Source organism: Streptococcus mitis subsp. hohhotensis, from assembly GCF_020089495.2.
Taxonomy (GTDB): Bacteria; Bacillota; Bacilli; order Lactobacillales; family Streptococcaceae; genus Streptococcus; species Streptococcus hohhotensis.
The window spans coordinates 54,373-65,964 of record NZ_JAIRCA020000011.1 but is presented as its reverse complement, the minus strand read 5'-3'; the positions used below and the strand labels follow the sequence as shown (position 1 = coordinate 65,964).

The window sequence follows — 11,592 nt, the reverse complement described above, 5'->3', positions numbered from 1 at the left end:
AAAAAACCTTTATTTGTTATGCAAAAAAATAGAAGATAGGATAGAGAATCACTTTGATGATCTCAATCACACCTCCTATTCAAGTAGTTAGATCACTAACTTAATGACATTGCCTTCATCCCTCTCTTCTTTGATTCATTTATGAAATCTTATTTTTCTGTCAAGGCTGCAAGTCCTGGAAGAACTTTACCTTCAAGAAGCTCCATTGATGCGCCTCCGCCCGTACTAATCCATGAGAACTTATCTGCACGGCCAAGGTTAATCGCTGCGGCAGCTGAGTCACCACCACCGATGATTGATTTAACTCCTGGTTGTTTCACGATAGCATCCATCACACCGATTGTACCAGCTTGGAAGTCTGGGTTTTCAAATACACCCATAGGTCCGTTCCATACAACTGTTTTGGCACCAGTCAAAGCTTCGTCAAATTTAGCGATAGATTTTGGACCAATATCAAGACCAAGGAAGCCTTCAGAAACTGCTTCACCTTCAGTGTCACGCACTTCAGTGTAACCAGCAAATGCATTAGCTTCTTTAGAGTCAACTGGCAAGATCAATTTACCGTTTGCTTTTTCAAGAAGAGCTTTCGCAACATCCAATTTGTCTTCTTCTACAAGTGAGTTACCGATTTCGATACCTTGTGCTTTGTAGAATGTGTAAGTCATACCACCACCGATAAGGACTTTATCAGCTTTTTCAAGCAAGTTTTCGATAACACCGATCTTGTCTGAAACTTTTGAACCACCAAGGATGGCTACGAATGGACGTTCTGGAGTTTCAACTGCTTCTTGGATGTAGGCAATTTCGTTTTCAAGAAGGAATCCAGCAACTGCTTTTTCAACGTTTGCTGAGATACCAACGTTAGATGCATGTGCACGGTGAGCTGTACCGAATGCATCGTTTACGAAGATACCATCTCCAAGTGATGCCCAGTATTTACCAAGTTCAGGATCGTTTTTAGATTCTTTTTTGCCGTCAACATCTTCGTAACGAGTGTTTTCAACCAAGAGAACTTGTCCATCTTCAAGAGCGTTGATTGCTGCTTCCAATTCAGCACCACGAGTTACACCTGGGAAAACAACGTCTTGACCAAGTTTTGCTGCTAAGTCAGCTGCTACAGGAGCAAGTGATTTACCAGCTTTATCAGCTTCTTCTTTCACACGTCCAAGGTGAGAGAAAAGAATTGCACGTCCACCTTGTTCGATGATGTACTTAATAGTTGGAAGAGCTGCTGTGATACGGTTGTCGTTAGTGATTACACCATCTTTCAATGGTACGTTGAAGTCAACACGAACGAGGACTTTTTTACCTTTCAAGTCAACGTCTTTAACAGTAAGTTTTGCCATGTTACAAAAACCCCTTTATTTATTTTATTCGAAACTATTATATCACACTTTGGAAATATAAGGAAAGATTTCACAAGATTTTTCGATATTTAATCTTTGTGACATGCTAGAGTATATTATTTTTTACTTTTTCTAACGAATTTTCTTTCTAAAATCTTAGCTTAATACTTGTTAGATTTACTTTTATCCTTTAAAATAGAATAGGAGAAATTCCGTTATTATTTTTCGGAGGAAAAAGAAATGTCCATTAATTGGCAGGAAATTTTATTTCACTTTTTAGGTGGTCTGGGACTATTTTTATATAGTATCAAGACCATGGGAGACGGTTTGCAACAAGCTGCTGGAGACCGCCTTCGTTTTTACATTGACAAGTACACCAGCAATCCCTTTTTAGGTGTTCTAGTTGGGATTGTCGTGACTGCCCTGATTCAGTCAAGTACAGGGGTTACAGTTATCACGGTTGGACTGGTCAGCGCTAGTCTTCTCACTCTTAGACAGGCTATCGGAATTATCATGGGAGCCAACATCGGAACCACCGTTACTTCCTTTATCATCGGTTTCAAACTTGGCGAGTATGCTTTACCCCTGATTTTCCTTGGGACCATGTTCCTCTTCTTTACAAAAAACAGAACAGCAAACAATATTGGGCGCATCCTGTTTGGTGTAGGGGGAATCTTCTACGCCCTCAACCTCATCAGTGCCGGTATGAGTCCGCTTAAAGATTTACCACAATTCAAGGAATATATGGTAACCTTGGGACAAAATCCTATTTTGGGAGTTTTTGCTGGTGCAGTGATTACCGTCCTCATCCAGGCTTCTTCTGCGACAATTGGGATTTTGCAAGGTCTCTATGCAGGTGGGTTCCTTGACCTTAAAGGTTCGCTACCAGTTCTCTTCGGAGATAATATCGGGACAACCCTAACCGTTATCATCGCGGCAGCTGGAGCCAATGTCTCTGCGAAACGTGTTGCTGCAACCCACGTTACCTTTAACGTTTTAGGGACTATCCTTTGCTTAATCTTATTAGGCCCATTTACGTCAATGATTGAGTACTTCCAGGCACTCCTTCACCTCTCTCCTGAGATGACCATCGCCTTCTCTCATGGTGCCTTTAACGTAAGTAACACCATTGTACAATTTCCATTCATCGGAGCCTTGGCCTACTTTGTAACTAAGCTCATCCCTGGTGAAGATGAAGTTGTCAAGTACGAACCACTTTATCTTGATGAGCATTTGATTAAACAAGCTCCATCAATCGCTCTCGGAAATGCCAAAAAAGAACTCCTTCACTTGGGAAATTATGCTTCCAAAGCCTTTGACCTTTCATACAACTACATCATTGACCTCAATGAAAAGGTTGCTGAAAAAGGCCACAAGACGGAAGAAGCCATCAATACCATTGATGAAAAATTGACTCGTTACCTTATTACTCTTTCAAGTGAGGCCCTTAGCCAGAAAGAAAGTGAAGTGCTGACCAACATCCTGGATTCATCCCGTGATTTGGAACGGATTGGGGACCACGCAGAAGCGCTAATCAATCTGACCGACTATCTTCAACGTAAAAATGTTGAGTTCTCTGAAGCTGCTTTGCAGGAATTAGCTGATATCTATCAAAAGACCACTGGCTTTATCAAGGATGCCCTTGACAGCGTAGAAAACAATGATATTGAAAAAGCTCAAAGTCTGATTGAACGCCATAAAGAAATCAACAATATGGAACGTGTTCTCAGAAAGACTCACATCAAACGCCTCAACAAGGGCGAGTGTTCAACGCAAGCTGGGGTCAACTTTATCGATATTGTTTCCCACTACACTCGTGTATCAGACCATGCTATGAATCTGGCTGAAAAGGTCATCGCTGAACAAATCTAATGCTCTTCGATAATCAAATTCAAACCACGTCAACGTCACCTTGCCGTACTCAAGTACAGCCTGCGGCTAGTTTCCTAGTTTGCTCTTTGATTTTCATTGAGTATAAGAACCAAGAAGCTATCCTAAATTGGATGGCTTTTTTCTTTTCCTAACCAAGAATTGCTTTTCTACCATATAGAAAAATGCTTTGATTCACAATGGAATCAAAGCATTTTAAAGAACTCCCCGTACATAAGCGCAGAAGCCGCAGTTCCTCTGTACTTAGCTTCTTCTCTTTTGATAAAGCGAGCCAAGTTGAGCAACTCAGGTGCCGGATGTCTAGGATTCTTGAGCAATTCACGATTGACCAGGCCTGAGAGACGGACTGCCAGCAATTGCTCATTTGTAGTAGGCAGTTTTAGATGCTGTCTCTAGGAGAGCAGCAACTAAATCTTCACTCAAATCTTGTCGAGCATGATTGTAAAGATCTTTTATAAGGCTTTCTAGGTTTGGTTCTACCATCCCTACCACCTCCCTTATGGTTTAATAATTTTTAATCAAATCAACTGTTGAACGATCCAATTTTTTCACCAAGGCTTGCAAGAAAGCTTGAGCTTCTAAGAAGTCATCCATTGCATAGAGGGTTTGGTGAGAATGGATATAACGAGCGCAAACACCGATTGTTGTAGATGGGACACCACCATTTTTCAGATGAGCTGCGCCAGCATCTGTTCCGCCTTTACCACAGTAGTATTGGTACTTGATACCAGCTTCTTCAGCCGTTGTCAAAAGGAAATCCTTCATTCCTGGTAGAAGCAAGTGACCTGGGTCGTAGAAACGAATCAAGGTTCCATCCCCAATCTTGCCTTGACCGCCATAAACATCACCTGCTGGTGAGCAATCCACTGCTAGGAAGACTTCTGGATCAAACTTGGTTGTAGATGTATGAGCACCGCGGAGACCAACTTCTTCTTGGACGTTAGAGCCAAGATAGAGTTCATTGCCAAGTTTTTGACCTGACAGAGCTTCCGCCAACTCGCTCACCATGAGAACCCCGTAACGGTTATCCCAAGCTTTTGATATGATATTTTTTTCATTGGCTGTCAAGATTGCAGAGCTATCTGGTACGATGGTGTCGCCAGGACGGATGCCAAAACTTTCTGCCTCAGCCTTGTCCGCAAAACCGCCATCAAAGACGATATCTGAAATAGCTGGCATAGTTGGTCCACCCTTTCCGCGAGTCAAATGTGGAGGGACAGACCCCGAAATCACAGGAATTTCACGACCATCACGAGTCAAGAGTTTGAAACGTTGGCTGCTAACCACCATGGGGTTCCAGCCACCGATTTCTACGACACGGAAGGTACCGTCTGGCTTAATCTCGCTGACCATAAAACCAACTTCATCCATGTGAGAAGCGACCAAGACGCGCGGCGCATCTGCAGCTTCTGAATGTTTAATTCCGAAAATACCACCCAAGCCATCTGTCACCACTTCATCCACGTGCGGTGTCAACTTTTCACGAAGATAAGCACGGACAGGTGCTTCATGACCTGAGATCGCAGCAAGTTCTGTTACTTCTTTGATTTTTGAAAATAATGTTGTCATTTCAGTTCCTTCTTTCTTTCATCCATTTTACCACTTTTTATAGGAGAAGGATAGCGGAAAGGTGGATTTCTAAATTAGTATCGTATTCTTGCGGTACCTTAGAAAAAGATCGTATCCTCTTACATGTGAGGTGAAATCTAAGAACTATTCCAAGATTAACCAAATCATTAATTCCCCAAACAAAAAACAATTCAATGCTATATTTGTTCAGTTTTTTCATGAAATCTGCAGAAAATAATTGACTTTACCTTCTTCTTTCTTTAAAATAGTACAAAAATAGGAAAAGGAAAAAATCATGACCAAAACAATTCTTGTTACAGGTGGAGCTGGCTACATTGGCTCCCATACCGTTAAGGCTCTTTTAAATGCTGGCTATCAGGTACATGTTCTAGATAATCTCTCTACAGGAAATCGAGCGGCTGTGGATAGTCATGCTAGCTTTAAGCAACTAGATGTTTATGATGCTAGTGCCCTAAAAGCTTACTTAGAAGAAAATCAGATTGATGCTGTTCTTCATTGTGCAGGTGAAATTGTTGTGAGCGAAAGTATTGAAAATCCAAGTAAATACTTCACTGCCAATGTTGCTGGTATGAACCAAGTTCTCAAAGTCTTATCTGAAGTTGGCATTCAAAAAATCATGTTCTCTTCGACTGCTTCCCTCTATGGTAATAACTGTATTGACAAGCCGGCAACTGAAGATACCCTGCTCGACCCTGTCAACCCTTATGCAGAAACAAAACTGATGGGTGAACGAATGATTTACTGGATGGCCAATCGCTACGATTGGAAATATGTCATTTTCCGTTACTTTAATGTTGCTGGGGCTGAAATGGATGCTTCAAACGGTCTGCGCGTGAAAAATCCAACTCATATCATTCCAAATATCAACAAGACCGCATTGGGACAAAATGATCGCCTGAAAATATTTGGAGATGACTACGATACACGTGATGGTTCATGTATTCGAGATTACATTCATGTCTTGGATCTTGCACAGGCTCATGTTAAAGGAATGAACTACCTATTTCAAGAAGACAGTTCTTCTCAAATCTTTAACTTAGGAACTGAAAAAGGCTATACCGTCAAAGAAATCTTTAAAACTGCTGAAGAATTACTGAATCAAAAAATACCACACGAAATTGTTGCTCGCCGTGCTGGTGACCCAGCTAGCGTCCTAGCAGACGCATCAAAAGCTAAAAAATATCTTGATTGGAAGGCTAGCTACTCCCTCGAAGATATTATTTTATCAGATTATCGTTGGCGTGTTAAAGAAGGCAAAAACATTTTGGAATAGGATAACAAAGGAGAAAGCCTTGGCGCTCTCTCCTTGTTTTATTCATTAAATTGTCAGAAAATTTATTGACAGATTAAAGAAATCGTGTTACAGTAATATCCGCGGGTATCTTTCGATACCAAATCTATTTGAAAGGATGGGGTATGAAACTTTCTCATTATTTAATTGGCTTACTTCTACTCCTAATCTTTCTCTCTATTAGCATTGGGACCAGTGATTTTTCATGGGAAAAGCTCTTTGCTTTCGACCAGCAGACCTGGCTTCTCTTTCAGGAGTCCCGTCTTCCAAGAACTATCAGCATTCTTCTGACCGCCTCTAGTATGAGTATGGCCGGACTGCTCATGCAGACCATCACTCAAAATCAGTTTGCTGCTCCGAGTACAGTTGGAACCACTGAAGCTGCCAAACTGGGAATGGTACTGAGCCTCTTTGTCTTTCCGTCTGCTAGTCTGACCCAAAAGATGCTCTTTGCTTTTGTTTCATCCATCGTATTTACCCTCTTCTTCCTAGCCTTTATGACCATTTTTACTATAAAGGAAAGATGGATGTTGCCTCTGATTGGGATCATCTATAGTGGAATTATCGGTTCTGTGACAGAAGTTATCGCCTACCGTTTCAATCTGGTTCAGAGTATGACCGCCTGGACCCAGGGCTCCTTCTCCATGATTCAGACCCATCAGTATGAGTGGCTCTTCTTAGGGCTCATTATCCTGATAGCCGTTTGGAAATTATCCCAAACCTTTACCATCATGAATTTAGGGAAAGAAACCAGCGAAAGTTTGGGGATTTCCTACTCCCTGCTTGAAAAACTGGCCCTCTTTCTGGTGGCGCTAACGACTAGTGTTACCATGATTACTGTGGGTGGCTTGCCATTTCTCGGGGTCATCGTTCCCAATCTTGTTCGCAAGCACTATGGAGATAATCTAAGTCAAACCAAACTCATCGTCGCACTGGTCGGTGCCAATTTAGTTCTGGTTTGCGATATCCTATCCCGAGTTCTGATTCGACCCTATGAGCTGTCTGTCAGTCTTCTACTAGGAATCATTGGTAGCCTCGTCTTTATCCTACTTCTCTGGAGAGGGGGACGAAAAGATGCAGTCTAAAAGCAAACATACTAAGCTCTTCTGGATTATCATTATTCTTGCCATCGGAGCTTGTCTTCTCTACTTTTGGCCCATCACTCACTTGTCAGCCTTTGCTTGGAAGTTGCGTTCCCAAAAAATCATCGTTTATCTCTTGGTAGCTATCGCGACTGGGATTTCGACCATTAGTTTTCAAACCCTGACGGAAAATCGCTTCCTGACACCTAGTATTTTAGGAATCGAATCCTTCTACGTCCTACTGCAAACCCTACTACTGATTTTTGAAAGCAAGTTTCTTCAACTTGGCAAGTCCCCTATCTTAGAATTCCTAGTTTTGCTTCTGCTTCAATCCCTCTTCTTTCTTGCCTTGCAAGGCTACTTGAAGACACTGATAAAACACGACCTGGTCTTCATCCTGCTAATCTGTCTAGCACTCGGAAGTCTCTTTCGAAATATCAGTACCTTCCTTCAGGTCCTGATGGATCCAAACGAATACGATAAACTGCAGAACAGTCTCTTTGCCTCCTTTCAACATCTCAACACTTCCATCCTAGCCATCGGTTCTCTAATCATCCTCGCTTTGACCATCTTTTTCTTTCGAAAAGCAGTTATTCTGGATGTCTTGCACCTGCAAAGAGCAACGGCTCAAATATTGGGGCTCGATGTGGAAAAAGAACAGAGAGAACTCCTCTGGGGTATCGTGCTTTTGACCTCAACTGCCACTGCCTTGGTAGGACCTATGGCCTTCTTCGGCTTTATGCTGGCTAACCTCACCTACCTGATTGTCAAAGACTATCAGCACAAGATACTCTTTATCGTAGCCATTCTGATCGGATTTATCAGTTTGACCTTGGGACAAGCCCTGATTGAACGAGTCTTTGCACTGGAAATTCGAATCAGCATGATCATTGAGAGTGTTGGGGGGCTCTTATTCTTTATCTTACTATACAGGAGGGCGCGTCAGTGAAACTGGAAAACATTGACAAATCCATTCAAAAACAGGATATTTTGCAAGGCATTTCGCTTGAGGTCAGTCCTCAGAAACTGACAGCCTTCATTGGTCCAAATGGTGCTGGAAAATCAACTCTCCTCTCCATCATGAGCAGACTGACCAAGAAAGATCAGGGAATTCTCAGTATCAAAGGTCGTGAAATCGAGAGTTGGAATTCACAAGAACTGGCTCAAGAACTGACTATCCTAAAGCAGAAAATCAATTACCAAGCCAAATTGACTGTTGAAGAACTGGTCAGTTTTGGACGTTTTCCTTACAGTCGAGGTCGACTGAGACCAGAAGATTGGGAAAAAATCCGAGAAACCCTGACCTATCTAGAACTGACCAACTTAAAAGACCGTTACATCGATAGCCTGTCTGGAGGCCAGCTCCAACGGGTCTTTATCGCTATGGTACTGGCCCAGGATACAGACTTTATCTTGCTAGACGAACCACTCAACAATCTCGATATCAAGCAAAGCGTCAGCATGATGCAGATTCTCAAGCGACTGGTGTCAGAGCTCGGCAAGACCATTATCATCGTTCTCCACGATATCAACATGGCCAGCCAGTATGCGGATGAAATTGTCGCCTTCAAGGACGGTCAAGTCTTTAGCAAGGGAACAACCAATCAAATCATGCAGGCTGACCTGCTCAGTCAACTTTATGAGATTCCCATCACGCTGGCTAACATCAATGGCAAAAAGATCTGTATCTATAGCTAATAACATAGAAGTTCAAGTTAGAGAACCTTCAGTCTCTTAGTCAATAAGACCAAGAGACTCCTTAAATCGTTATCACATTTTAAAAAGGAGAAATTATGAAAACATCCCTTAAATTTTATCTCACTGCCCTAGCGGCCAGCTTCTTGCTCCTACTTGGTGCATGTAGTACAAACTCAAGCACTAGTAAGACGGAGTCAAGTAGCTCTGCTCCAACAGAGGTAACCATTAAAAGTTCACTAGACGAAGTCAAACTTTCAAAAGTTCCTGAAAAAATTGTTACCTTTGACCTTGGTGCTGCCGATACTGTTCGCGCTTTAGGTTTTGAAAAGAATATCGTGGGAATGCCTACAAAAACTGTTCCGACTTATCTTAAAGACCTAGCTGGAAAAGTTAAAAATGTTGGTTCTATGGTTGAGCCAGACCTAGAAGCCCTTGCTGCTCTTGAACCAGACCTAATTATCGCTTCACCACGTACCCAAAAATTCGTAGATAAGTTCAACGAAATCGCTCCGACTGTTCTCTTCCAAGCAAGCAAGGACGACTACTGGACTTCAACTAAGACCAACATTGAGTACTTAGCAAGTGCCTTCGGCGAAACTGGTACACAGAAAGCCAAGGAAGAATTGGCCAAGCTAGACAAGAGCATCCAAGAAGTCGCAACTAAAAACGAAAGTTCTGACAAGAAAGCCCTTGCTATCCTCCTCAACGAAGGGAAAATGGCTGCCTTTGGTGCCCAATCTCGTTTCTCTTTCTTGTACCAAACCTTGAAATTCAAGCCAACAGATACTCAATTTGCAGACTCTCGCCACGGACAAGAAGTCAGCTTTGAAAGTGTCAAAGAAATCAATCCTGACATCCTTTTTGTCATCAACCGTACCCTTGCCATCGGTGGGGACAACTCAAGCAACGACGGCGTCCTAGAAAATGCCCTCATCGCTGAAACTCCTGCCGCTAAAAACGGTAAGATTATCCAACTAACACCAGATCTCTGGTATCTAAGCGGAGGCGGACTTGAATCAACAAAACTCATGATTGAAGACGCACAAAAAGCCTTGAAATAAGCTACTTTAAACTCAATCACATCTTTACATGATAAAACGCATCCTATCGAGCTCAAACCTGATAGGATGCGTTTTTATCATTTTAAAATCTGTTTACCTAGCCTCATTTTTCTTCTCGATTTCGTTTAAGGGAAAAGTGGTCTGGGACAGGGTCCTTACCTGTTTTCGACCAGGGATGGCAACGTAAAATTCGAGCAAAACCCATCAAAACACCCTTGAAGCCATATTTTTCAATAGCCTGAATCATATAGTTTGAACAAGTCGGCTCAAAGCGACAAGAGGGTGGAAAGGCTGGTGAGATAAACCGTTGGTAAAAGCGCACAGGCGCTATTAAAATTCGTTTCATTATTTCTTGGTTACAGCCATGGTGTGTAGTTGGCTGATTTCTTTTTTATTAAGACGACGGGATTCTCCTGGACGGAGCCCTGTCAAGTCTAGATGTCCGAAACGTGTACGAGACAGTTTATCTACTTGAAGGCCGACAGCTTCAAACATCTTTTTAACCTGGTGGTTACGCCCTTCATGGATAGTCAACTGCACCACAGAGCGGTTTTTGACTGGATCCACTTTGAGAATCTCATAGACAGCCGGCTTGGTTTTCTTACCATCAATCTCAAGTCCACGGGTCAAGGGACGGAGATTATCCTTATTGGCCACACCTTTAACACGCGCGACATAAACCTTGTCAATCTCATTACGAGGGTGAATCATCTCATCCGTAAAATCCCCATCATTGGTCAAAATCAAGACTCCTGATGTATCCCAGTCCAAACGTCCAACTGGATAAATGCGTTCTTTGACATTAGGCAAGAGGTCGACAACCGTCTTGCGGCCCTTGTCATCTGTCACGCTGGAAATGACACCGCGTGGTTTGTTAAGCAGATAATAGACCTTTTCTTCGTTGTAGATAGGTTGACCTTCAACTTCGACCTTGTCGCCTGACTTGATAGTGGTTGCTAGTTCACGTACCACTTGGCCATTAACCGTCACCAAACCTTGCTTGATCAACTCTTCTGCTTTTCTTCTACTGGCCACACCTGCGTGGGCAATATACTTATTGATTCTCATCTTCTTCTATCCTTTCACCAAATAATTGGCTTTCTTGGGCTTGAATCTCAAGCTCATCAATCACTGGTAATTCTTCCAAATTGTTTATCCCCATGTAATCTAGGAAATAATCTGTAGTCACATAGAGGTTGGGGCGACCCAACACTTCTTTTTTCCCGTCTTCTCGTATCAAGTCAAAGGCCTGCAACTTTGCCAAGGCCCCACTCGAGTTGACCCCACGGATGGCATCAATCTCTATCCGTGTGATGGGCTGTTTGTAGGCAATGATGGACAAGGTCTCAAGGGCAGCCCGAGATAAACTCTGGTTGATAGGTGCCTTAGAGTATTCCTTCAAAATCTCTACAAATTGAGGCTTGGTCACCAATCTATAAGCGCCCCCTGTCTCAATCAGAGCCAAACTGGAATCTGGGTCCTTTTCATACTTCTGGGCTAATTTTTCTAAACTCTGTTGGATGCCTGTCGGTGGCAGAGAGAGGAGTTCAGCTAACTGGCGGACTCTAATCCCATCTTCACCCGCTACAAACAAGAGCGCTTCTATTTTTGCTAAAGTACTCATCTTTCCTCTC

Annotated in this window: 11 protein-coding genes and 1 pseudogene; 6 read left to right on the top strand and 6 right to left on the bottom strand. The window is 42.6% G+C overall.

Annotated elements, in window-relative coordinates; translation table 11 throughout:
* Positions 1-149 precede the first annotated feature (149 nt).
* Complete coding sequence (locus K4Z77_RS06090) at positions 150-1,346, bottom strand: phosphoglycerate kinase (RefSeq protein ID WP_001096743.1); 1,197 nt, start codon at positions 1,344-1,346, stop codon at positions 150-152.
* A gap of 240 nt (positions 1,347-1,586) precedes the next feature.
* Between K4Z77_RS06090 and K4Z77_RS06085 the strand changes: the two genes are divergently transcribed.
* Positions 1,587-3,218 carry a Na/Pi cotransporter family protein gene (locus K4Z77_RS06085; RefSeq protein WP_224218774.1) on the top strand — a complete coding sequence of 544 codons (1,632 nt, stop codon included), beginning with the start codon at positions 1,587-1,589 and terminating at the stop codon, positions 3,216-3,218.
* A gap of 203 nt (positions 3,219-3,421) precedes the next feature.
* Here the strand turns inward: K4Z77_RS06085 and K4Z77_RS06080 are convergent.
* Both K4Z77_RS06080 and pepA read right to left on the bottom strand, forming a co-directional pair.
* Positions 3,422-3,719, bottom strand: a pseudogene (locus K4Z77_RS06080) (bacteriocin immunity family protein).
* 21 nt (positions 3,720-3,740) lie between these two features.
* Positions 3,741-4,805 (bottom strand): glutamyl aminopeptidase, encoded by a 1,065-nt coding sequence (gene pepA, locus K4Z77_RS06075; protein WP_224218773.1) that lies wholly within the window; start codon positions 4,803-4,805, stop codon positions 3,741-3,743.
* 295 nt (positions 4,806-5,100) lie between these two features.
* Between pepA and galE the strand changes: the two genes are divergently transcribed.
* The 5 genes from galE to K4Z77_RS06050 all read left to right on the top strand — a co-directional run bounded on the left by galE (position 5,101) and on the right by K4Z77_RS06050 (position 9,958).
* Positions 5,101-6,099 carry a UDP-glucose 4-epimerase GalE gene (galE, locus tag K4Z77_RS06070; RefSeq protein WP_224218772.1) on the top strand — a complete coding sequence of 333 codons (999 nt, stop codon included), beginning with the start codon at positions 5,101-5,103 and terminating at the stop codon, positions 6,097-6,099.
* A 143-nt stretch (positions 6,100-6,242) separates the two neighbouring features.
* Positions 6,243-7,202 (top strand): ABC transporter permease, encoded by a 960-nt coding sequence (locus tag K4Z77_RS06065; protein ID WP_224218771.1) that lies wholly within the window; start codon positions 6,243-6,245, stop codon positions 7,200-7,202.
* Positions 7,192-8,148, top strand: a complete 957-nt coding sequence (locus K4Z77_RS06060) for an iron chelate uptake ABC transporter family permease subunit (RefSeq protein WP_224218770.1) — start codon at positions 7,192-7,194, stop codon at positions 8,146-8,148. Before K4Z77_RS06065 ends, K4Z77_RS06060 begins: the two co-directional genes overlap by 11 nt.
* Positions 8,145-8,897 (top strand): iron ABC transporter ATP-binding protein, encoded by a 753-nt coding sequence (locus K4Z77_RS06055; protein WP_224218769.1) that lies wholly within the window; start codon positions 8,145-8,147, stop codon positions 8,895-8,897. The genes K4Z77_RS06060 and K4Z77_RS06055 overlap by 4 nt, the downstream gene beginning before the upstream one ends.
* A 95-nt stretch (positions 8,898-8,992) precedes the next feature.
* Positions 8,993-9,958: a siderophore ABC transporter substrate-binding protein gene (locus K4Z77_RS06050; RefSeq protein WP_224218768.1), complete on the top strand. Its 966-nt coding sequence runs from the start codon at positions 8,993-8,995 to the stop codon at positions 9,956-9,958.
* A 103-nt stretch (positions 9,959-10,061) separates the two neighbouring features.
* Here the strand turns inward: K4Z77_RS06050 and yidD are convergent, their stop codons facing one another.
* Genes yidD through scpB form a run of 3 tightly spaced genes read right to left on the bottom strand, consistent with a single transcriptional unit; the run spans position 10,062 to position 11,582 of the window.
* Positions 10,062-10,304: a membrane protein insertion efficiency factor YidD gene (gene yidD / locus K4Z77_RS06045; protein WP_224218767.1), complete on the bottom strand. Its 243-nt coding sequence runs from the start codon at positions 10,302-10,304 to the stop codon at positions 10,062-10,064.
* Positions 10,304-11,026 (bottom strand): pseudouridine synthase, encoded by a 723-nt coding sequence (locus tag K4Z77_RS06040; RefSeq protein WP_001222228.1) that lies wholly within the window; start codon positions 11,024-11,026, stop codon positions 10,304-10,306. Before K4Z77_RS06040 ends, yidD begins: the two co-directional genes overlap by 1 nt.
* Positions 11,013-11,582, bottom strand: coding sequence for an SMC-Scp complex subunit ScpB (gene scpB / locus K4Z77_RS06035; protein ID WP_224218766.1), 570 nt, complete (start codon positions 11,580-11,582; stop codon positions 11,013-11,015). The genes K4Z77_RS06040 and scpB overlap by 14 nt, the downstream gene beginning before the upstream one ends.
* Positions 11,583-11,592: the final 10 nt, after the last annotated feature.

Coding starts and splice junctions, on each gene's coding strand:
- K4Z77_RS06090 (WP_001096743.1), bottom strand. CDS start 1,346: ATGGCAAAACTTACTGTTAAAGACGTTGACTTGAAAGGTAAAAAAGTC.
- K4Z77_RS06085 (WP_224218774.1), top strand. CDS start 1,587: ATGTCCATTAATTGGCAGGAAATTTTATTTCACTTTTTAGGTGGTCTG.
- pepA (WP_224218773.1), bottom strand. CDS start 4,805: ATGACAACATTATTTTCAAAAATCAAAGAAGTAACAGAACTTGCTGCG.
- galE (WP_224218772.1), top strand. CDS start 5,101: ATGACCAAAACAATTCTTGTTACAGGTGGAGCTGGCTACATTGGCTCC.
- K4Z77_RS06065 (WP_224218771.1), top strand. CDS start 6,243: ATGAAACTTTCTCATTATTTAATTGGCTTACTTCTACTCCTAATCTTT.
- K4Z77_RS06060 (WP_224218770.1), top strand. CDS start 7,192: ATGCAGTCTAAAAGCAAACATACTAAGCTCTTCTGGATTATCATTATT.
- K4Z77_RS06050 (WP_224218768.1), top strand. CDS start 8,993: ATGAAAACATCCCTTAAATTTTATCTCACTGCCCTAGCGGCCAGCTTC.
- yidD (WP_224218767.1), bottom strand. CDS start 10,304: ATGAAACGAATTTTAATAGCGCCTGTGCGCTTTTACCAACGGTTTATC.
- K4Z77_RS06040 (WP_001222228.1), bottom strand. CDS start 11,026: ATGAGAATCAATAAGTATATTGCCCACGCAGGTGTGGCCAGTAGAAGA.
- scpB (WP_224218766.1), bottom strand. CDS start 11,582: ATGAGTACTTTAGCAAAAATAGAAGCGCTCTTGTTTGTAGCGGGTGAA.